At 52.3% G+C, this 21,304-nt stretch carries 23 protein-coding genes and 1 pseudogene; 13 read left to right on the top strand and 11 right to left on the bottom strand.

Annotated features, from left to right (window positions below; translation table 11 throughout):
• Window positions 1-6 precede the first annotated feature (6 nt).
• Both IFU29_RS16035 and IFU29_RS16040 read right to left on the bottom strand, forming a co-directional pair.
• Entirely contained in the window at window positions 7-1,689 is a 1,683-nt protein-coding gene (locus IFU29_RS16035) for a sensor histidine kinase (RefSeq protein ID WP_194710769.1), read from the bottom strand.
• A gap of 434 nt (window positions 1,690-2,123) precedes the next feature.
• The gene (locus IFU29_RS16040; protein ID WP_191934793.1) at window positions 2,124-3,533 is read right to left on the bottom strand and encodes an amidase; all 1,410 of its coding nucleotides are present in this window, start codon (window positions 3,531-3,533) and stop codon (window positions 2,124-2,126) included.
• 123 nt (window positions 3,534-3,656) lie between these two features.
• On the opposite strand from IFU29_RS16040, the gene IFU29_RS16045 reads away from it, so the two are divergent.
• From IFU29_RS16045 to IFU29_RS16060, 4 genes are all read left to right on the top strand, one after another.
• Window positions 3,657-4,229 (top strand): TetR/AcrR family transcriptional regulator, encoded by a 573-nt coding sequence (locus tag IFU29_RS16045; protein WP_191934794.1) that lies wholly within the window; start codon window positions 3,657-3,659, stop codon window positions 4,227-4,229.
• Between the two features lie 210 nt (window positions 4,230-4,439).
• A complete protein-coding gene (locus IFU29_RS16050) occupies window positions 4,440-5,093 on the top strand; it encodes a hypothetical protein (protein WP_191934795.1) in 654 nt (217 codons plus the stop codon).
• Window positions 5,094-5,212: 119 nt separating this feature from the next.
• Window positions 5,213-5,755 carry a GNAT family N-acetyltransferase gene (locus IFU29_RS16055; RefSeq protein ID WP_191934796.1) on the top strand — a complete coding sequence of 181 codons (543 nt, stop codon included), beginning with the start codon at window positions 5,213-5,215 and terminating at the stop codon, window positions 5,753-5,755.
• Window positions 5,756-5,861: 106 nt separating this feature from the next.
• The gene (locus tag IFU29_RS16060) at window positions 5,862-6,101 is read left to right on the top strand and encodes a hypothetical protein (protein WP_191934797.1); all 240 of its coding nucleotides are present in this window, start codon (window positions 5,862-5,864) and stop codon (window positions 6,099-6,101) included.
• Between the two features lie 104 nt (window positions 6,102-6,205).
• Here the strand turns inward: IFU29_RS16060 and IFU29_RS22855 are convergent.
• The 3 genes and pseudogenes from IFU29_RS22855 to IFU29_RS16070 all read right to left on the bottom strand — a co-directional run.
• Window positions 6,206-6,538: pseudogene (locus IFU29_RS22855) on the bottom strand (LacI family transcriptional regulator); the annotation flags it as partial.
• A gap of 261 nt (window positions 6,539-6,799) precedes the next feature.
• A complete protein-coding gene (locus IFU29_RS16065; RefSeq protein WP_191934798.1) occupies window positions 6,800-7,720 on the bottom strand; it encodes an alpha/beta hydrolase in 921 nt (306 codons plus the stop codon).
• Between the two features lie 403 nt (window positions 7,721-8,123).
• Complete coding sequence (locus IFU29_RS16070; RefSeq protein WP_191934799.1) at window positions 8,124-9,362, bottom strand: MFS transporter; 1,239 nt, start codon at window positions 9,360-9,362, stop codon at window positions 8,124-8,126.
• A gap of 61 nt (window positions 9,363-9,423) precedes the next feature.
• On the opposite strand from IFU29_RS16070, the gene IFU29_RS16075 reads away from it, so the two are divergent.
• From IFU29_RS16075 to IFU29_RS16085, 3 genes are all read left to right on the top strand, one after another.
• Window positions 9,424-10,434 (top strand): AraC family transcriptional regulator, encoded by a 1,011-nt coding sequence (locus IFU29_RS16075; RefSeq protein WP_191934800.1) that lies wholly within the window; start codon window positions 9,424-9,426, stop codon window positions 10,432-10,434.
• 182 nt (window positions 10,435-10,616) lie between these two features.
• On the top strand, window positions 10,617-11,051 hold the full coding sequence (locus IFU29_RS16080; protein ID WP_191934832.1) for a VOC family protein: 435 nt from the start codon (window positions 10,617-10,619) through the stop codon (window positions 11,049-11,051).
• 232 nt (window positions 11,052-11,283) lie between these two features.
• Window positions 11,284-11,757: an NUDIX domain-containing protein gene (locus IFU29_RS16085; protein WP_191934801.1), complete on the top strand. Its 474-nt coding sequence runs from the start codon at window positions 11,284-11,286 to the stop codon at window positions 11,755-11,757.
• Between the two features lie 104 nt (window positions 11,758-11,861).
• Here the strand turns inward: IFU29_RS16085 and IFU29_RS16090 are convergent, their stop codons facing one another.
• The 3 genes from IFU29_RS16090 to IFU29_RS16100 all read right to left on the bottom strand — a co-directional run bounded on the left by IFU29_RS16090 (window position 11,862) and on the right by IFU29_RS16100 (window position 14,410).
• Window positions 11,862-12,605, bottom strand: coding sequence for an SDR family oxidoreductase (locus tag IFU29_RS16090; RefSeq protein ID WP_191934833.1), 744 nt, complete (start codon window positions 12,603-12,605; stop codon window positions 11,862-11,864).
• 223 nt (window positions 12,606-12,828) lie between these two features.
• Window positions 12,829-13,278 carry a GNAT family N-acetyltransferase gene (locus IFU29_RS16095; RefSeq protein WP_441004789.1) on the bottom strand — a complete coding sequence of 150 codons (450 nt, stop codon included), beginning with the start codon at window positions 13,276-13,278 and terminating at the stop codon, window positions 12,829-12,831.
• 223 nt (window positions 13,279-13,501) lie between these two features.
• Complete coding sequence (locus tag IFU29_RS16100) at window positions 13,502-14,410, bottom strand: LysR family transcriptional regulator (protein ID WP_062743066.1); 909 nt, start codon at window positions 14,408-14,410, stop codon at window positions 13,502-13,504.
• Window positions 14,411-14,510: 100 nt separating this feature from the next.
• Here IFU29_RS16100 and IFU29_RS16105 point away from each other — a divergent pair, with 100 nt between their 5' ends.
• From IFU29_RS16105 to IFU29_RS16120, 4 genes are all read left to right on the top strand, one after another.
• Window positions 14,511-15,638, top strand: a complete 1,128-nt coding sequence (locus tag IFU29_RS16105; protein WP_244633720.1) for an FAD-dependent monooxygenase — start codon at window positions 14,511-14,513, stop codon at window positions 15,636-15,638.
• Window positions 15,639-15,950: 312 nt separating this feature from the next.
• Complete coding sequence (locus IFU29_RS16110) at window positions 15,951-16,202, top strand: hypothetical protein (protein WP_118663571.1); 252 nt, start codon at window positions 15,951-15,953, stop codon at window positions 16,200-16,202.
• Window positions 16,174-16,521 (top strand): low molecular weight protein tyrosine phosphatase family protein, encoded by a 348-nt coding sequence (locus IFU29_RS16115; protein WP_191934803.1) that lies wholly within the window; start codon window positions 16,174-16,176, stop codon window positions 16,519-16,521. Before IFU29_RS16110 ends, IFU29_RS16115 begins: the two co-directional genes overlap by 29 nt.
• A 194-nt stretch (window positions 16,522-16,715) precedes the next feature.
• Complete coding sequence (locus IFU29_RS16120) at window positions 16,716-17,045, top strand: NIPSNAP family protein (RefSeq protein WP_191934804.1); 330 nt, start codon at window positions 16,716-16,718, stop codon at window positions 17,043-17,045.
• 157 nt (window positions 17,046-17,202) lie between these two features.
• Here the strand turns inward: IFU29_RS16120 and IFU29_RS16125 are convergent, their stop codons facing one another.
• Both IFU29_RS16125 and IFU29_RS16130 read right to left on the bottom strand, forming a co-directional pair.
• Complete coding sequence (locus IFU29_RS16125) at window positions 17,203-17,715, bottom strand: GNAT family N-acetyltransferase (protein ID WP_191934805.1); 513 nt, start codon at window positions 17,713-17,715, stop codon at window positions 17,203-17,205.
• A 176-nt stretch (window positions 17,716-17,891) separates the two neighbouring features.
• Complete coding sequence (locus tag IFU29_RS16130) at window positions 17,892-19,133, bottom strand: DUF1479 domain-containing protein (protein ID WP_191934806.1); 1,242 nt, start codon at window positions 19,131-19,133, stop codon at window positions 17,892-17,894.
• 121 nt (window positions 19,134-19,254) lie between these two features.
• On the opposite strand from IFU29_RS16130, the gene IFU29_RS16135 reads away from it, so the two are divergent.
• Both IFU29_RS16135 and alaC read left to right on the top strand, forming a co-directional pair.
• Window positions 19,255-19,782, top strand: coding sequence for a GNAT family N-acetyltransferase (locus IFU29_RS16135; RefSeq protein ID WP_191934807.1), 528 nt, complete (start codon window positions 19,255-19,257; stop codon window positions 19,780-19,782).
• Between the two features lie 123 nt (window positions 19,783-19,905).
• Window positions 19,906-21,141: an alanine transaminase gene (alaC, locus tag IFU29_RS16140; protein ID WP_191934808.1), complete on the top strand. Its 1,236-nt coding sequence runs from the start codon at window positions 19,906-19,908 to the stop codon at window positions 21,139-21,141.
• Window positions 21,142-21,184: 43 nt separating this feature from the next.
• On the opposite strand, the gene ypdK is transcribed toward alaC, so the two are convergent.
• Entirely contained in the window at window positions 21,185-21,256 is a 72-nt protein-coding gene (ypdK, locus tag IFU29_RS22720) for a membrane protein YpdK (RefSeq protein WP_156288194.1), read from the bottom strand.
• Window positions 21,257-21,304 lie beyond the last annotated feature (48 nt).

The following is a 21,304-nucleotide window of genomic DNA, read 5'->3' on the forward strand; positions in this document are numbered from 1 at the left end:
CCCGGTTCAGGTTATTGAAATACTAGGTTTTTCCGGCAGACCCACACCGTTTTTACTGATGTAAAACGCAATTTCTGTACCCGGGTTAAGGCGGTGAATATGCAGTCCTTCACCGTACAGCAACTTCACCCGATGGTGCACATTCAGCAGGCCGATCTTGTTGCCCGGCATCTCGTTGTTTTCCACCCTGGCCACCACGTCCTCACTGATCCCGTTGCCAGTATCGCGGACGGCGATACGGATCCGGTCACCCAGGTCGTGAATACTTAGCGTTACGACGCCCTTGCCCCGGCAGGGATGGATGCCGTGCACAATGGCATTTTCAACCAACGGCTGGATCAGCAGGCTGGGCAGCGAGCAGCTAACGTCCTCTTCAATGTCGTAGATCACGGTGAGTTTATCGCCGAAGCGCGCCTGTTCGATGGCGATGTAATCCTTGATTTGGTAGAGCTCTTTTTTGATATCGATAATCTCGTCATCGTTCAGCTCAAGGTTATAGCGCAGATAACGTGACAGGTTGGTGATCAGCTGGCGCGCGGTGTCCGGATTAATGCGGATGGATGAAGAGATCGCATTCAGGGCGTTAAACAGAAAGTGAGGGTTAATTTTGCTCTGCAGCGCCCGCAGTTCGGCCTTGTTGGCCATTTCACGCAGCTGCTCGGCACGCGACACCTCCAGCTGAGTGGAGATAATCTGCGACAGTCCGACGGCCATCTCTTTCAGCGACCAGGTGATGCGGTGGGCATGGCGGTAATAAATTTTCAGCGTTCCCGTAACCTCACCCTTCTCCCACAGGGGGATGACAATCATCGAGTGAATTTCCGGGGTGCGATGGGCTTCATCATTGTTTTTGATGATGATTTTACCTTCGGTTATCGCTGCTGTGGTGGTCGGGCTGATACCGTCATCACCGTTGTGATAGTTCTCTTCCCCCACGCCAACATAGGCGAGGATCTGCTTATTATTGGTCATCGCCACCGCATCGGCATGAATGTCGTCGCGAATGATATGGCATACCTGACGCAGGGAATGGCTGTTGACCTGGCGGAACAGCGGCAGCGTTTTATTGGCAATATCCAGCGCCAGCTTGGCCTGACGGGCAGCAATGGCCTCTTTTTCCCCCTCCACGCTCTGCACCAGCAGCACGATCAGCCCGATACTGACGGCCCCGAGGATCATCGGGATGGCGATTTCCGACACGATATCCAGCCCCAGTGAGGTGGGGGAGGCCCAGGCGACAATCAGCAGCATGGTCAGGGACTCACAGGCCATGCCGCCGATAATACCGATGCTCCAGCGCTTCTCTTTGGCCACCCTGAGGTTGATCCAGCCGGAGACCACCCCGGCAACAATACTGGTGATCAGGCACGGCACCGAGGTGACGCCATCCATATCAATCAGGAAGCGGTGCAACCCGGCAATCACGCCGGTGGCAATCCCTACCCAGGGACCAAACAGGATGCCGCCAGACATAATGGCGATGGTCCGCACATTGACCAGTGAACCTTCAACGTTGATCCCGGTCCAGGTGCTGAACAGCGCAAACAGCGAGAAAATTGCGGTGACCGCAATCAGCTCCTGACGCGAATGCTCATCTTTTTGCAGCAGCTGGCGGAAGTGACGGGTACGGGTAATAAAGAACAGGCAGATTAACATCAGCGCTGCGCGGTCAAACACGGCGAGCAACATCTCAAACATCGAATGCACGGGCGTCTCGGCTGGTGGGGATAATGCGCCTATGATAGGGAAAGTGCGCAGGATGTGCCAGGCATCCGCACGCCGGAATGCCCCGATCCCTGTCTGGATCAATTTCTGGCGATAACTGACCTCTTTTCGCTACAGAGTCGGGCTGCCTTTCAGCCCGGATGAAGGTATCCGCTTGGTTGAACATCTCCTTTCTGCCGGACACATTCTAAAAAATTATCTTACCCAGCGTTAATCCTGGGCGCGGAGATTGAACGCGGGGAAATCCCTGCGGTTGCCTCATGACGCGGTAAACAGGGGGGTTAGTAAGGAGGGTACTCCGCCATCCCTGGCGCGAAAAGGGAACGTGTTACACCGCAGCTGACATCGGCGTGAACCTGTGTACCCGGCCTCACCTCACCCGGCGAGGCCGCTTATACTCAGAGCGACGGGTGGGATCCTTTCACCGGGCTGACGGCTTCAAGCAGTGAAGCGATATGTAAAATGGTTCTTTCCGCATGCCATTTTCCCACTATCTGAACGTTAATCGGCATCCCCTCACGACTTTTTCCAAAGGGGAGCGCTATGCCGGGTAAACCGGTGATGTTAAGCGGGACAGTCGCTCCCTGCAGATAGGTTGCATCCACCTCTTGTCCGTCAATGACAAAATGCGCTACGCCGTGCTTGTGTGCCTGCACGGGAAGGACGTGCGTGATCAGGGCATCAAAGCGGGAGAAGTATTCCGCAAAACCATCCCGCAACCTTTCTGCTGCCTGCTCTGCATCGATATAGTCGGACATTGAGGTGTCCGGCAGTGACAGCATGGTTTTTGCCATTTTATACAACTCGTCAGGGTGACGACCTGCCGTTGCGGCAGCAAAAGCGGGTTTCATTTCCATCACGTGCAGCCTGTTGAATACGTCCAGCGCAAAATCCTGTTCCAGAGCCGGAATACCTACGTGCTCCACTGTCACTCCGGTGCCGTGCAGCGCATCCGCCGCTGACTTAACAACGGCGACCACCTCAGGGTCGACCGGGCCAAAGCCGGGACCGGTCATCCAGCCAACTCGCAGCGGACGTGAGGACGCCGCGGGCAGCCCATCCGGATAAACCGGCGCGGTACTGGAAAAGGCATCGTGCCCGTCTGGGCCGGACAGCTGTGAAAAGGCCAGGGCAATATCACGTACGGAGCGGGCCATCGGGCCCACATGCCAGAACCGGCGAGGCGCACGGGGCCAGATCCCGGTCATCGGAATGCTGCCGTGCGTGGCTTTCATCGATGTGATGCCGGTCTGTGCCGCCGGACCGCGTACGGAAATGGCCAGATCGGTGCCCAGGCCCAGCGGAGACATGCCTGCTGCGATAGCAGCGGATTCACCTCCGCTGGAGCCACCGGGTGTCCGGGTCAGATCCCAGGGGTTATTGGAACGGCCGGAAAGCAGGTTGTCGCTCTCGATCCAGTATGAAAACTCGGGCAGGTTGGTTTTCGCCAGCAGGATAGCGCCTGCTTTTTTAAGACGCGCTACGCTGGTTGCGTCCTCATCAGGACGACGGTCTTTAAAGATCGGCGAGCCGCGCTGCGTCAGCACGCCGGCAGTGTCTATCGAATCCTTGACCGTAAACGGAACTCCATGCAAAAGGCCGAGATCATCACCTCTCATTACCGCGGCTTCCGCTGCGATGGCCTGCTTCATCGCATCGCCGGCCAGGGTCACGATGGCATTAACGTCCGGGTTAGTGGCGTCAATGCGGTTAATGTGGGCCTGCATGACTTCCACCGGGGAAATTTCGCGGCTGCGGATCATGCTGGCGAGTTGGGTTGCGTCTGAATAAAAAATAGCGTTGCTCATGATTGCCTCTTGAGAGAAAAAACTAACTAACAGTTGGTAGGTAAAACAGTAGGCGCATGAGATTGTGTTGTCAACACCTAACTAACAGGTGTTAGAATAATGGCTTTCTTCAGGAGAAAAATAATGAGCAAGACATCCAGTGATGAAATCCTTCACGCGGCCCGCCTGAAAGCACAGGCGCATGGGTACACCGGCCTGAACATTCGTGCCCTGGCCGATGAGGTCGGGATTAAAGCGGCAAGCATTTACTATCATTTTGCCAGCAAGGCGGATCTGGGGGCGGCAGTGGCACAACGCTACTGGGAGGATACGGCGCGGGATCTTCAGGCAATACGTGAAACAGAAGGCGACGCACTCAACAGTCTGATTCGCTATCCCCATATTTTTCGCCGTTCTCTGGAAAGTGAGAACCGGTTGTGCATGGTGAGTTTTATGTCGGCTGAATATGACGACCTGCCAGATAAAGTCAAAACAGAGGTGCAGAAATTCGCCGATATCAATGTGGCATGGCTGAATGCGCAGCTTCAGGACGCCGGTATTTGCGGTCCAGGGGACGGTGAGACGCGGGCGCGGGCGATATTTTCCGCGATTGCAGGTGCTCAGTTAATGGCGCGCAGCCGGAATGATATTAGCCTCTTCGATGAGCTTATCCGGGGGTATTCACAGGCAGGCCTGTTGCCCTCCGCCACGCAATGACAGGGGCGATGGGCGAAAAGTGGCGTCAGGACTGAAAAAAATACGTACCCGCTATCAGCGGATCGACGGGGATAAATCCGTTCGTGAAGACGACGTTGATACGGTAATAAGGACGTTTCTGCGTGAGGATAAAGCGCAACACCGTTGTCGCCAAGGGACATTCCGGGCAGTATGAGGATGCGCTGAAATCATAATAAAACAGGAATGTTCATGTGCCGAAAAGCAACGCTGATGACGTTATCTCTGCTGACAGCGTCGGTGTTCCTGCTGACAGGGTGCCCCCCCGCACCGGACCTGGTCCAGTGGCAGCGTCCTGACACGGACACCGATGGCGTGCGGGTCGCGATGGGGCAGTGCGGTGTGCCACTTCCTGGCCCCGACATCCCTAAAACGTATAATGAGTCCGTGCTCTATTACCAGTGCATGGAAAATAAAGGCTTTACCCGTAAAGACGGTTTCAAAATCTGCAGCGTGGGGGTTTTTCATGATACCCCGGCCTGCATCAGCCAGGAGCAGGGACACCCCCTGAGTCAGAAACAGCTTGAAGCACTGCCTTTTGTCGCAGACAGCGGGTTTAATCCGATTGATCCGGCTTACGGTGTGAGCGAATATTCCCTGATCTCCTGGCGTAAAGCGGGGGCTTCACAGCATTTCACACAGCAGATTGAAAATGATAAGCAGGCGCTGGTGGTGATGTATCAGTGTGGTTATCCGCAACCTCTGGGCTCGCTACCTTACGTGCCGACGCTACGTAAAGCCGCACAGGTTCAGCGGTGCATGCTGGATAACGGTTTCGAGCCGAAGAATAAGCTCAACCTGGTCTGTCGCCATTATCCGCAGGTCAGCGGTTGCCCAAAAACATGACGGTTTGCGCTGAACTTACCCCGAAGATGCGGTATCAGGTTTCAGCGAAGGGGATTAACATCAGTAAGCGGACAGGCATCAACAGCGAATGGACGGATAACACCCATCCGGGGGGGAAAGTGGAAATTAAAACTGAGCGTCTGATCCTTCGGCCGGTCGTGTCATCCGATGCGGCGGCCCTGTTCAGTATTTACGGTGACCCTGCCACCAACCTGTTCAATCCCGCAGGGCCTTATCCGGATATTCATCATGCGAGAACGGTTCTGCATCGCTGGACAGAGCATCGTGAACGTCACGGGTTTGGCCACTGGGCCATTGCGCTTCTCGATAATCCTGACAACATCATCGGTTTCGGAGGGCTGCAGATAGCCCGCGTCGCCGATATGTCGATTAACAATCTGGGGTATCGCTTTGCAACGCAGGCATGGGGCAAAGGTCTGGCGACAGAATTTGCCGATCGTGCCGTCCGCTATGGATTTGAAACGATCGCGCTGGCCGGGATAGGTGCGGTGGTCAGAAGAAACCATCTGGCCTCGCAAAAAGTCCTGCACAACGTCGGGCTGAGGTATATCCGGGACATTGATGATGTGAATGACGCACCGCCGAGCATGTTTTTTTCACTCCACTTAGATGAGTGGCAAAAAAGCCGTATGAAGGGATGAACCGTGCTGACATGCCAAATGCGAATGCCCTCACTCTGCATTTCGCCATCAGAGGGGATGCCCGTTCAGTATTAAGGACGATTTTTATCAGACAACCGGGAACGGAATGATGGAACATAATGTGCTGTATAAAGTGATTGTCGCCTTAGCCGTCGTCGTCAGTATCTGGCTGGATTTCAGGCCGAATAAAAGAGTCATTAACGCGGATCCGGTTATCGCTGCGGCTGACGCCCGCGAACGTCATGCGTGGCGCTATGCCCGCTGGGCGTTGCGGGGTGTGCAGATAACGCTGGGGATTTATCTATTGTGGATGGCCGTCAGATTCATCCTGACGTCGCCTGGCTAATCACCGGTTACACTACGGGAGGCGCTACGCATCCCGTGCAGTGATTAATCGCTGACCCGGGGTGATGAAAAACGTGTCTCACCTCATCAGCGTAATGGGGCTCTTCAGGCGGGCTTTAGCACCACCACTGAATACCGGCACGTCTCATCAGTCTCATTCCTGAAAACACAATCGGCCGGAACGCCCAACGCCAGACAATCCCCGGTGAGCATCTCAAAAGTCGTCGGCCCTTCTTCAAGCGTCAGCCTGCCTTCGAGCACCCAGATCACCTGACGCCGGGAACGGTAGGAGATAGCCGGCATCGGCACCGCCGTTCTGGCAGGAAGGGCGATGCTGACCAGGTCGACAGGGATAGGGTCCGGTGACACGTGGCGACGAATGTAATGGCTTTCGGGATCCTGCCAGACCGCCTGATTTTCATACCTTACCAGCGTACCGGGTCTCTGAAGTCGGCAACAAATTTGGCCGCTGGCTGGACCTGACCTTTATGCAACGGCATCTTGATGCGCGTGACGTTCCCTGAAATGTCTAAGCCTGCATGACTCAGCGTTCAATAAGGCCTTGTGGGGGCGCTGGACGCTTGATGTAACCCGCGCAGTGTCTGCTTTGAGCGAGAAGCTGACGTTATGCCATGGTTCGCCTTTGATCCGCTATTTTTCTGATTTAGCGATAAGGTAATGACCTGATAAAAAAGTATGTCATCGCTCATCAACTGAACGAAGCAGGGAGCAAATGTCCCGCATCAGATTACGTGCTGTCTGGCTAATGCCTCCGAGCTGGAAGAAGCCGTGGATGACGCCGAGGTAGCGTTGTGCCGTGCACTTTACCCCCTGTTGTGTCATGCGAACAAACAAGGCTTCACCTTCATCGCGCAAGGGGTCATATTCCGCTGTAATAATATGTATTGGCGGCAAGCCCGAGAAATCATTACGGAATAACGGACTGGCGTCAGGGTGGTCAAAATTAGTGTTAGGGAAATAGGCTTCGAAACCGGTAATTAGCGTATCACGAGTTATCACATAATCACTGCCGTTTAACTTATAGCTTTCAGATGATGCTGTTGCATCCAGCATAGGATAAATGAGTACTAGCTGTCTGGGTAACCACTGCCCAGCACTTCTCACTCGCAACGCTGTTATCAGAGCAAGATGGCCGCCCGCGCTATCTCCCATTAACGTTATACAATTACGGTCAATACCTAACGCTTGTGCGTGTTTCCATACAGTGTTAGCGGCATATTCAGCATCATCATGTGCTGCAGGATAAGTATGTTCTGGCGCTAAACGATACTGCACAGCAACGACACGGCAACCCCCCAGGAAAGCAATTTGTCGCAATTGATTTTCATGCGTTAAAAAACCACCACTTATAAAACAGCCACCATGATAATAGACAACCGTAGGTAACACTTTCTTTTCATTTAATGGCGAGAAAATACGCAACGGTATGTTGTCAATAATCATGTCTTCAATATTTACGCGTGTCTCAGTACTACCAGCCAGTGCTGTGCTTGCGACATAACCATCCCGACGTTCCCGGAACGTCTGATTACGCGATGACGGACGACCTGCAGAGATGAAATCGTTTACGAGATTTGCAATTTCTGGTTCAAGAGCCATAAAAATCCATCCTCAGAGATCAAATTTGAGCAACAAACTGAGAGTATAATTTTTCAGGGAACTTTTTATAAGCTATTAAAAATTTAGTATTGGGAGCCGTTCATCAGCGCAATTTCTGTCAGTAAAGACAGCAGATATTGCAATGAGCTTAGGATAATACCATCGCCGCTGTAATGTCTGCTTCTGGCACATACCCGACTGGCATGCAATGCCAGGCCTGACTGGAGCCAGGCCCGGCATTGAGCCATTCGGGACGCAGGTAACAATGATCGAGTCGATTCTTCAATGCTACATTGCGGAGCCATGTTGACCTGATGTGTTTACCGTAGTTAACACTCAGTCAGGTTGATGCACAGGGCGCCGTTCAGGCAAAGACGCCATTCGTGGGCCACCGAACCTTAAGCTAAAAGTGTGTTGCCGGGCTGTCAGACTGGCCATGCTGTGGCAGTTCTACCCGAACCTTAACGGCAATAAAAAGCGCAGCGAGCAACATCAAGCCGCCGGCGGTAAGAAAAACGCCCGCAACGCCACTAAATCCAAACATCAGCCCGCCTACAGCAGCGCCGGCAGCGATTGAGGATTGTACGGATGCGACCACCATGCCTCCTGCCGTTTCTGCCTGATCCGGCACCGCTCGCGCCACCCAGTTAGACCAGGCGACGGGAACACCACCAAACGCCAGCCCCCACAGTACGATCAGGAATATCATTCCGGTTAACTGTACGGGAAGCCAGATCATGAACAATGCCGCTACGCCGACTATTGCAGGCATCAGCACCAGGGTGGCTCGCAGGCTGCGCTCCATCAGCCATCCGGCCAGTAGCGTTCCCACAAAATTGGCTGCACCGAACCCAAGCAGTATTAAAGACAAACCATTCACGTCACTGTGGGTAACGCTTTCAAGAGCCGGGCGAATATAGGTAAACAGCGCATACTGTCCAGTGTGGGCAAGCACACATCCCATCATTCCCGGGGCAATACCGGGTCGTCGGAGTAACTCTATTACCGATGCGGTTCGTACCGTTTTGCGCGCCGCCATACGCGGCAGAGTGAATAACTGGACGATGAGTGTCAGCACACCCACTGCCGTTGCTGCCACAAAGGCGCTGCGCCACCCGTAAAGCCCCCCCAGGTAAGTGCCCAGCGGCACCGAAACCACGGTGCCCACGGCAATGCCGCTGAAGATAAAGGATAACGCGCGCGGAACGAGCCTGGCGGGAACCAGCCGCATGGCAACGGCAGCGGCCATACTCCAGAACCCTCCCAAAGCGATGCCCAGCAGTATTCGCATAATTAACAGAACGGTCAGGCTTGAGGAACATGCCACGAGCAGATTGGAGGCAATCATCAGTCCTGTGAAACTCAACAGGACGGCCCTTCTGTCAAACCGGCGAGTCAGGCCGGGCACAAGGAGGCCGGCAAACAGGGCCACGACTGCCGTCACGGTCACCGCCTGGCCAGCAAGCGCTTCCGACACCTGCAGGTCAGCGGCCATAGGCGTCAGCAGACTGGCAGGGAGGTACTCTGCCGTCAGCAAACCAAACACGCCCATTGCCAGGGAAAATACAGCGGTCCATGCGGCTCCCGCCGGTTCATCATCATTTGCAGATGCGGGTACAGCACTATTTACATCATTGCTCATCTTCTCTATCCCAGGGTAATTATCACAGCGGAAAGCCTAGCGTCGATTGGCAGGACGATCTATGATGCTGAATCTTGATGTTATGCCCGAAACACCTGAAATGACCGATAAAGAACAAACCGCCCTGTCGTCCGATCTGATAAGTGAACTGTTGACGGGCATGCGCCTGCGCGGTGTCCAGTATCGCCGTATCCAGACCGGCCCTTCTTTCGGGCTGGGGTTTGATGACAGGCCGGGACATGCTTATTTTCATTATCTGGCCGCTGGCTCGGCTTTCTTACGTACAAATGACGGCGCGCTTCACAAGCTGACGGCTGGCAATGCTGTGTTCATGCCTCAGGGAGGAACGCATCAGCTGCTTTCAGACCCCCTCGCTGTGTTTCAGCCTATCGACAATTTCGCTACAGCTCCCCTGGGGGAAGCCGTAAGCGGGGTGGATACCTGCCCCAGTACGCACCCGATCCCAAGCGCAGTGCTTTTTTACGGTTGCATGGCGTTCGATTTCGGCGGCATGCACAGGCTCGGTAAACTGATGCCGCAGGTCATCGTGGCGAATACCGATCAGCCGCGTTATCCGGGTCTGGTGTCAATTCTGTATGCCATGAAAAGCGAAATATGCTCAGGACGCATCGGCTTTGCCGGCATTCTGGCTCGTCTTGCCGAGGTCGCGGCCGCGATGATGGTGCGTGGATGGGTTGAATGTGGCTGTGAATCTGCATCTGGCCTTTTTGCGGCCCTGCGGGACCCGCGCCTTGCCCGGGCCATACTGGCTATACACCGTCAGCCCGGCAAAGAGTGGACTGTTGCTGAACTGGCAGCGGAATCGCATGTATCGCGTTCTGTTTTTGCCGATCGCTTTAAAACGACCATTGGCGTGCCGCCGCTGCGCTATGCAACGGAGTTTCGTATGCGTCTCGCCAGTCAGTGGCTCAGCCAGGATAAGCTATCGATCGACACGGTAGCCCAGCGTCTGGGCTATACCTCTCAGGCCGCGTTCAGTCGGGCTTTCAAGCGTATCAACGGCCAGCCGCCGGGAGCCAGTCGCAGTGGCGTAATGAAGAATACGCCCTGAATCGTCAGGCCACGTCTCAGAGGCCGGTTTAAGCACCGGCGAACTGGGGCTTGTACAAGGCTGACTCTGAAGGGGATACCCTCTGCTTCGAGCGAGAAGCGGACATTCGCAATTTATCGATAAAAGATGCAGGCTTTCTATATAGCTGGATGATGAACTTTCAAAACTCAGCAGGTAATTGCATGATCTTAAGTGTTAATCACGTTGGTTTTTCAGTTAAAAACATTGAAGACTCATTATTTTTTTGGACTCAGATTCTTGGAGGTAAATTATTACGTGAAGGAAAAATGTCTGGACCTATAATCGATGAGGTAACAGGTGCAAGGGGAGCTGATGTACGAATGGCTTTGCTTGAACTGGCTGATATTCGAATTGAATTACTACAATACAATAACATTGAGCAGCCAGAAGAACCTTCAGCACCCTATATCCCAGGCTACGCTCACCTTGCTTTTAATGTCGAGGATCTTGATACGCTATTGGGCAACGTATCGGACTACGGCTGGAAAACGCCGGGTAAACCTCAGACAGTGTTGTCAGGCCCCATGCAGGGAACCAGAGTAATATATTTACAAAGCCCTGATGGTCAGACGCTTGAATTGATGGAACGCAGTTAATGAGGACCACTTATTATGACCTGTTATCCTCTAAATAAAACAGTGATGTTTGCAAAGTTCGCTCCTGGCACAAAGCGGACTGACGGCAGGCTAATGTCAGCTTCGAGCGAGAAGGTGACGTTGAACGCAGTTAAAGCTGAGAGAAATCATTTTTAAATCAGGGGAGTAACAATGCCGCTTATGTTTACATAAATTCAATAATTAGGGTTTAACCTTACTTAAGGGGGGCTTTGTGCGCACTCGTCCATCATCTCGATTGATCGTTCTTTCGCCTGAAAATCACGTCCTGCTCTTTCGTTTCTGCCATACAGATGATGCTCTGAGTGGAAAGACATACTGGGCAACACCAGGTGGAGGACTCGAACATAATGAATCCTATGAGCAGGCTGCTTTACGCGAATTATTTGAAGAAACCGGTCTGACAAGAGCCGCAGCAGGACAGCAGGTAGCATCCAGAACCTTCACAATGATGCTACCAAGTGGGGAGACAGTTCTTGCTGAAGAGCGTTTTTTTGTTATTTATACAGATAAATCAGATATTGATAGCTCAGGCTGGAGTTGCAACGAAAAGAAAGTCATTCGCGATCACTATTGGTGGGCAGTCGATGAGCTCAGACAGACTAAAGAAACAATCTTCCCACACGATTTGCTCATGAACATACTTGAAGGCAAGTTAACCAGCTATGCAAAATACAGCGCATCATAATAATTTTAACGCCTTATTTGTCACGAAGCAGACCTGTAGAGGATTCGTCAGGTCCGCTGTGAGCGAGAAGCGGACGTTGAGCAGAATGCTCACCGTCCCCCAGTTTAGCGCCTGGCGTTAAGATCTTCGCGAGTTGGACCTTGAAAGTAGATGCTGCTTATATGGCAACTATGCGGTTGTGTCAGCACAAAACGAATCGTTTCCCAGACCGATCGTCCGTTCATTAAACGTTCTCCCATTCTGGATTGACTATCGACAGACGTATCTAACCCTGTAAATTCGAAATCCGGAGGGTACAACCCGGTAACGCGGATATTTTCTTCAGATAACTGCTGTGCCAGTTTAGTTGTAAACCCGCTAAGCCCGTGTTTACTGGCGAAAAAGGCTGGGTGCGCAATAGAATCCGTAAAGTTGGGGACCCCACACGAAGATATAATTGAGACAATATCAGCATTTTCTGAACGTCTTAACCCCGGCAGTAGAGCCTGAGTCAGGAGAATCGAACCTGTCAGGCCTGAATTGACGGTATTAATAATTTCTATATCAGGCTGATCGTCTAATCTCCCTGATAACCACTGAGCAGCATTCAGGATTAAAATGTCTATAGGCTTGTCTGAAGCTAACAGCTGTGAAGAAAACTGAGAAAGGGATTCAGGCCGGGTTAAATCACAGATATACCCTTTTGCAATGCCGCTTTCAGCAGTGATGATGTTGCAGGTTTTTTGAATATCTTCAGCCCGCCGTGCGCAAAATTCCACCTCGACGCCCTCTCGTGCCAGCCACACGCACAGCGCCTGGCCAAATCCCCCACCTCCGCCGGTAATAACCGCTCTTTTACCTCTCAGCATCTTCATTCTTCCTTTTCCTGATGACTTTGTGTGTAAGTAGATATACATGAGGAAGTTAAGTGACATCTTTCAGTTAATGCCCTTTTTACATGAGGAACAGAAATAAGCTGCACTGCAAACTGTTTAAGCGTGACTCAGGGGATGAGCAACGTGCGCTTCTGGCACAGAGTGGTTATCTACACCCTGCAGGTTTCACCGCAAGTCGAATCGTCAGCGCATGAGTCTAACCGGTAGAGCCGCCAGTTTCTGCCGAACTGCCGGAAGCCAGCTTGCTCAGGCGTTCACCCTGGAGATAATAATTCACAATACCGTCATTTATTCTGCCCCCTAAAGACTGATAAAAACGATTTGCTCCGGGGTTTGATTTCTCGGCGTTCCAACTGAGGCTAAGACACTCCTGTTCAAGAGCGAGTTTCGCAATAAAGCGCATGATGGATTTCCCTGTGCCTTGACCTCTGTTGTTCTGAGAGACATACAGCTCTTTAATGTGCAGCTGACCACTGTATCGGGGAGAAGGGTAGAGAAGACTGCAGCACGCCAGCCCAACGATATGAGCATCGCAGCGAGCCCTGAGTACCAGAGTCCCGGAGAGCTGACTGAACAGTCGATTGCGGAGGTAATTCTTTAACAGTGATTCCTGAATGATGCCCTTGCCATAATAGTGCTCTTCCATTTCGGTAAAAATTTTCACCATGGATTCCCATTCATCTGGCGGACACCGTTCTACCGTTATTTCCATATTTACTCCTTTCAGCTAACTACACGCCAAGGCCGGGGCAAGTTGCTCTTACATAGCAGTTCTAAGCATTCCGGCCCGGCTGCCGGGTTAGCTTCGCCGATCCGTCAGAAGCGGCGTTACTTTTCACTTCGTCCAGGATACTGGATTGCTGAGTCATTCATGTTCCTTTCTTACCGCGTATATCTAATTGAGCAATAGCCTCTTGCAGGTGTTCCAGAAACGCCTTCACTTTCACCTGTAGGTATTTTCTGCCGGAATAGAGCGCGTACAGCACCAAATCCTCGGGTTCGCGGTTACAGTTAATTTTAACAAGGGAGCCGTTATTGATTTCTGATTCACAGGCATGGAGAGGCAAAATGGCGAAACCAAGTCCTTTTAATGCAGCGGCCTTGGCCATCTGTCCACTGTTCACCTTATAGCTGGATTGTACCTGGACGCTTTGGTTTTGTTTAAATCTCCAGGGCATTCCCTGGAGTACCGACATACTCGTAATGCAGGGGGTTTTGGTGAGCTCATCCACCGATTGTGGTGAGGGGTGACGTTCCAGAAGTTCTGGTGCAGCTACCACACCACTCGGCCAACGCAGAATTTCCCTGGCTACCCAGCAAGAATCTTCCAGTGGCCCACGTCCAAAGCGTAATATCAGATCGAATCCATCCAGTAGGCCCTCTGTTGGATCCAATTGTGTGTCACAACTGAGCTGTATATGTGGATGCTTGATGCAGAAGTCAGCCAGAATATCTGCCATGAATGGAAGGTCTGGTGTAATGATCTTCAGGTGACCTGATAGTGAATCACCAAACAGTGCGACTTCTTGCAGTGCATGATCCAAAGCGTGCGTGAGCGGCGTAATGGATTGATACAGCATTCTACCGGCTGCGGTTGGCATTATCTTACGCGTCGTACGCTCCAGTAGCCGCAGATGAAGTTGCTGTTCAAGTAAAGCGACATGTCTACTGACATTGGACGATGGCAACTGAAGCTGCTCTGACGCGAGCTTAAAACTCAGCTTTTCATAAACCACCTGAAAGCTGATAAGCCACTGCAATTCACATTTTTCAATCATTAATTATCCCAAAAAATGAGATTAACAAAGCTATAACTCTATATTTATCATTAATCAGGTGGTCATTACAATTTTCGTTAAATTTCATAACAGGAAAATAATGATGACCAGGCCTAAGAAAATTGCCATCGTAGGTGCCGGCGTTGCTGGAATGGCACTTGCAATACTCGCGACCCAACAGGGCCATCAGGTTAGCCTGTTTGAGCGTGGCAGCAACGTCTCTTACATGGGAGCTGGCGTAACTTTATGGCCCAATGCCATGTTCGTCATGCAGAAGATGGGGCTGGACGAAAAGGTCAAGCATGTAGGTGGTACACCGTTCATGATGCGGCAGTTTGATCGGAATGGTTACCTTCAGACGCAGTTCGATATTTTAGCAGTGAATTCACTTTGCGGTTTTCCGAGTGTGACCGTGTTACGGCGTGAACTGATGCACTTACTGGCCGCCAGGTTAGAGAGCCTGGGCAGGGAGATTAAATTCAATTGTTCAGTCACTACTGCGGACGTCAGGAAGTTGAGCCTGGCGTTTGATTTAGTCGTCGGCGCTGACGGGCGAATGAATTCAGTCGTTCGTCAGTCATTGCACGGGGACAAAGAAACGCCTCGTTATCATGGTTTCGTGAACGTCATAGGAGTGGGAAGGCAACGAGAGGGTGCATCGAATAACGCTATTGATGACTTTCGCGGTCAGGGGGAGCGTTTTGGTATCGTCCCGGTGAAGGACAGGTTGTGCTATTGGGCAGGAGCGTGGAACGCTCCTGTGGACAATGAACGTCCTCGGGCACATTGGTACAATGAGTTGCATCAGCATTTTCGAGACTGGCCTGATCCTGTGCAGAACTTGTTGCTGTCATGTGATAGTGCATCTGTTAAGGGCATTTTCGTGCATGACATTGATCCTCTTCCCTTTTGGCATCGAGACAATGTTGTAATCATCGGGGATGCGGCTCATGCTTCGTTGCCGACATCCGGGCAGGGAGCCTGTCAGGCGCTGGAAGATGCATGGCACCTGACTTGTTTACTGAAGGAGACAGATGATTTGGAAATGGCTCTGCAAGGCTTTTACCAACAGAGACATATCAAAACCTCAGCAGCGCAGTGGGTTGGAAGACAATTCGCTAAAAAAATTTTTTTTGAGCAGCCTGAACCACTGCTACCTGCATCCACTATTTCCGCAGCAGAACTCAGTCGGTTCTGGATGCAGGGTTTAAAGCATGTAGCCTTCTGAAACCAGGTGATAAGAATGCGGTATGACTGTCTGTCAGATGAATACTGACTGGTGCGATGTTATTACCTGATAACGTCCGCTTCTGACACACAGCTGAAGTTAATGTCAGGTATCAATGAGAATAACATTTGTGCCTGACTGGATGCCGCAGCAAGGCTGAAGAGGGACAAGCTTCTCATCACATAAGAAAGTTAAACATTCTCAACCAATAATCGGGGGTGCCTATTGTCCCTGAAAACGTTATAATTACTGAGTTTGTTCTCTCCGTATTATCGCGGCTGCTAACCCCGATCATTCTTTGAGAGAGAAATTATGCAAACGATCCGTACCCGAGGCTGGCGCAAGGCGCAAAAGCAACGCAATAAGTCTCGAGATATTCACAATGCTTTATTAACTTTTCGTGGCGAAAAAAACTGGAAGATGCTTTATACGCGGTCAGATAAATTGCTGCGTGCCGCACAACTGGGGCTTGAGTATCCACGTATTACTAACCAACAGCTTGCCTCACGAGGTCTGGAAGAGTACCAGGTTTCTGATGAATATACTTTTTATATGCAGTCGTAATCAATGGCGCAGCCCCACGGCGGAACAGGTGTTCCGCCGTCATCCAACCCTTTCCGTGCGTTCTGCGGGCACAAGCCGGAATGCTAAAAAAAAGGTGTCTGCTGATCTGCTTCAGTGGGCCGATATTATCTGCGTTATGGAAGAGAAGCATAAAAATCGTCTGGTGGCAGAATATGGCCGAATCATTGCTTTTAAGCCACTGCACATCCTGGATATCCCCGACGATTACCTCTTTATGGATCCCAGGCTGGTAGCCATACTGAAAGAGACCGTGCCGGCAATGCTGAAACTCACCGTTCAGGGAACGGATGGCCATTAACGTCCCCTGATTATCTGTTTTCCCGCCAGCTATAGGGTGATCAATCTCCCTACTGGCACTCGGGAGCTACTCGGAAACAGCATAGCGAAGAAAGACCGGGTGTCTATCAGGACGCTCCGCCAGTTCTGACAGATTTCATGTTTCCAGGGCGAAATGTCACTATTATTTTAAAAAAAATCAACAGGATAGCGACGATGAGAACAGTCGAGTTTTTGCTGTATACCCTAAAACCCGGCACCGGGAAAGACTTCCACAGGATAATGACGGAGCAGAGCGCTCCGCTTCACCGTTTAGCGGGTATGGATATTATTTCTTTTGGTATATCAGCCCACGACGACGACGCTTACTATCTGATCAGGGCTTATGACAGCCTCTCCCATCTGAAATCCTCTCAGGAATCTTTCTATAATAGTGAAGAGTGGCGGCTTGGCCCCCGGCAGGCCATTATCGATAGAATAAGGGTCAGCGTTAAATCAGTGCTCATGCTTAGCAGTAATGCGATTGATAATTTACGATCCAGCTGAATCGCTTAGTAAGAATAAGTGATGTCACAGGAAGCAGGCTGCATACACATCCCAGCTTTGCTTCATTAAGTTCCTTTATGGCACAGGGTAGCCAGGGGAATACGATTGGGCTGACCATCAGGCGACGTTACCTGATCAATATCAGCATCAACCGCGTTCAAAGATTTTTACCGAGGATATGAACCTTTACATCAGATGTGGATGTTTTATGGAAAAAATCCTGAATGAACACCATCCCCTGTTTTTCATAGAATTGACGCGCACGTTTGTTATGTTCGTGAACTTCTAACCAGAGATAATCATTGCCGCGCTCTCTCGCTTTTTCAGCGATGTCATCAAGGATCTGCCTGCCATAGTTTTTCCCCGTTTCATCCGGCGAGAGGTAAAGTTTGTTCAGCAGCGTTCCCTCCTGACGGGTTCCGGGGATATGACATCGCCATGTGACTTTTAAGAAGCCAACCGGGGTTGAAGACTCCACAATATACCAACTGACGGCGGGATCGTTGAGGCTATGCTGAATCGTATGTAACGAATACTCCTGCTGAAGGTATTCATTCATTTCTTCTTTTGAATCCCAGTAATGTTGCAAATGGTGCGTATATAAACGGATGCCTAACTGATTGAGAAGGGCGGCTTCGGATTGTTTCGCATCTCGCAGAATAAACGTCATAGCGTGTTTGCCATTGTCAGTCGATATCAGAGGGGGAAAGTAATCTGCCACAGTAAACGAAAAAATTCAGGGTGCAAACAAATCCGCTCCCCATGCGGTCAGTCAGGAGATCTAAACGCTAACCCGGTCGGCACAAAGCAGGGAACAGTGCGCACCGACCGGAACCGCTGGCAGGATCAGACGTGCATCTGTTTTTTCCCCGTTCCGGTTAAATCCGCCTCCGTGGCGCGTCCGGCAAAATCCACCTCAAAATCATCGGCGGCGAAGTCCGGGGGTGAACGACCGTCGACAAATGCCGGCCACTGGCGCTGCAGATAGGCGGCGTTCTTCTCACACCAGGGCGCTGCCGCAATGTACATCACATTGCTGTCAAATTCGCCGTGATGCTCATTTTCCACGGCATGGACCACGTCGCAGTGCCAGAACACCGTGTCGCCAGGCTCCATATCCGGAATAGAGGAAAAACCTTCAAGTAAAAGAGGATGGAATTTTTCACTGACCGACAGCGCCCGGCCCGGAGCCGCGCCGCACAGGTCATCTTCTGCTACGTCATCCTGCAGGGCACGCAGTAATATCCACGCCATGGCGTTAGCCACCGGTAGCAGTTTCAGGGTGCCGCCGTGCCGGCGCTGCGGCGTCAGGGCGGTCCAGCCCTGAAACGTGCGGAACATTGAGCAGACGGCGGGTGAGGCGAACTCGCGCACTTCCGTCCGGCCTTCGGCATCGAACGGATTATAATGCTGCCAGTCGCCGCTGAAGACGTGGCGGTATACGTGGCGGAAGTTTTCATCCAGCCAGCGTTCCAGCGATCCGCCGTCTACGTGCGGCGACAGGCCCAGCGAACCGGAATGTGGCGGGCGGCGGCGAATGCGGTCGGCATAGCTGACGATGCGGGTGGGGTCAAAGTGTTGTCTGCCCTGGCTTTCGGTCTGCCAGAGCGAATTCAGAAAGACCTGAACCGCCTGCATGCGCGCATCCTGCCGCGCCTGAACCTGGGGCTGTGACCAGTAAACGCCGTAGATCTGCGGTTTTCCCTCCTTCAGGTCACCGAAATAGTTATCTTCGGCGGCATTCTTGAGTTTCTCAACGAACTGATTATCGTCAAGATAGTGGCTCATCTGTTCATTCCATGCGCGGGCCTGCGGTACGGAGAAAACCCCGCGAACCGTGCAGCAGCCGCGCTGGCGGATCTGGTTTTTTTGGCTCTCGGTGATGCGGTGGTGAATAATATCGTCGGCATCCAGCTGCGGTACCGGATGCTCCCCGCGCTGCTGCTCCGCGTGGAGCGCATCGATCTGGCGGCGCATCTCCTTGTCCAGTTCGGCAAAAACCTGGCGATAGTGCGGAAGCTCTTGGCGGAGCTGCATTTTAACGCGGCGAATAGCATCCGGAATATTGTCAATTTTGAGGTCAGTCATGTCGTTCTCCTGTGACAAATTCATTATCATGGTGTGAAGCTGCGGATCATTACACGGCGAAAAAGCGGCAGAGAAAAGAGATGTGTTTTTTGTGGTTTTTCCCCTTTTAGCGAGACGATGTATGCAACTCACGACTGAGCGACTGATTCTGACCCGATTACAGCCTGAAGACTGGCAGCTTTTCCTCAAGATCCACAGCGATGAAACCTGCATGAAATTTATCAGCGCGGTGCCGCAGCTGGCCGATATTCGTCAGCGTTTTCAGGACCGTCTGGCCCCCTGGCAGGTCACCAGCTTTCACATGCTGTGCCTGGTGGTGCGGCTGAAAGAGAGTGGGCGCGTGGTCGGGCTGATGGGTGCCAATCCCGAGTGGGCCCCGCACCGGCAGGCTGAGGTAGGGTATTCGCTGTTCAGCGACTGTTTCGGTCAGGGCTATGGCAGCGAGGCGTTGGGTGCGCTGTGTGATTTTTTATTCGACGAGTGTGAGTTCCATAAACTCAAAGCTCAGGTCGTGGAGGGTAATCATGCCTCGCGACGGGTGCTGGAAAAAAACGGCTTTTTGCTGGAAGGGACGCTGCGGGATAATTACCTGTTACACGGCCAGTGGGTGAATGACTGGCTGTTTGGCCGCCTTAATCCCGCCGGATAAAAAATTTTATCCTGCCTCTCGACAGGTTACAGAATTGTAAGATATGTTGATTCAACGACCACCAGAGTGGTCAGCGTCGCTCGGATGGTCCGGGCGCTTACGTGAATCAAAGGATGCTATGCTATGGCTGACAACAGTTCCCCACGCCGTTTTTCCCGTATTGAACGTCTTCCCCCGTATGTATTTAACATCACTTCCGAACTGAAGATGGCCGCCCGCCGTCGCGGTGAAGATATTATCGACTTCAGTATGGGAAACCCCGACGGCCCGACGCCGCCGCATATCGTTGAAAAACTCTGTACCGTGGCCCGGCGTGAAGATACGCACGGTTACTCCACCTCGCGCGGGATCCCCCGCCTGCGCCGCGCCATTTCACGCTGGTATGCCGACCGCTACCAGGTGGATATTGACCCGGAATCAGAAGCGATTGTCACCATCGGGTCGAAAGAGGGACTGGCCCATTTGATGCTGGCAACGCTCGATCATGGCGACACCGTACTGGTGCCCAACCCCAGCTACCCCATTCATATCTACGGTGCGGTGATTGCCGGCGCGCAGGTGCGTTCCGTGCCGCTGGTGGCCGGTGTCGACTTCTTTAACGAACTGGAACGCGCCATCCGTGAGAGCTACCCTAAGCCGAAAATGATGATCCTCGGCTTCCCGTCGAACCCGACCGCGCAGTGCGTGGAGCTGGACTTTTTTGAGCGGGTGATTGCGCTGGCGAAACAGTACAACGTGCTGGTGATCCACGACCTGGCCTATGCCGACATTGTCTACGATGGCTGGAAGGCCCCGTCGATTATGGAAGTGCCGGGCGCACGTGACGTGGCGGTAGAGTTCTTCACGCTGTCAAAAAGTTACAATATGGCGGGCTGGCGCATCGGCTTCATGGTGGGTAACAAGGAGCTGGTCTCGGCGCTGGCGCGTATCAAAAGCTACCATGATTACGGCACCTTTACGCCGCTGCAGGTGGCGGCCATTGCCGCCCTGGAAGGGGATCAGCAGTGCGTACGGGATATTGCCGAACAGTATAAACGCCGTCGTGACGTGCTGGTAAAAGGCCTTCACGAGGCGGGCTGGATGGTGGATAACCCGAAAGCCTCGATGTATGTCTGGGCAAAAATTCCCGACCACTATGCGCACCTCGGGTCGCTGGAGTTTGCCAAACTGCTGCTGCAGGAGGCGAAGGTCTGTGTCTCGCCGGGTATTGGCTTTGGTGACTATGGTGATACGCACGTGCGTTTTGCGCTGATAGAAAACAGCGATCGTATCCGTCAGGCGGTCAGAGGCATAAAAGCGATGTTCCGTGCAGAGGGTATTCTGGCGGGGGCCACCAAAAGTAGCGACGACGACATTTAAAAACAGTGAGGGTCAGGGCAGCCTGACCCCGTCACTTTTATCCTTACAGCATCAGATAGAAAGTGCCAACCCAGATCAACAGGATAAAAGAGATTCCCATCAAAGCATATTTCACAAACAAGTCCTCTGAGCGCCCGATATGGGCCGGATCCGAGGCTAATTT

Origin of the sequence: Erwinia persicina, assembly GCF_014838825.1 — a bacterium.
Lineage (GTDB): Bacteria > Pseudomonadota > Gammaproteobacteria > Enterobacterales > Enterobacteriaceae > Erwinia > Erwinia persicina_A.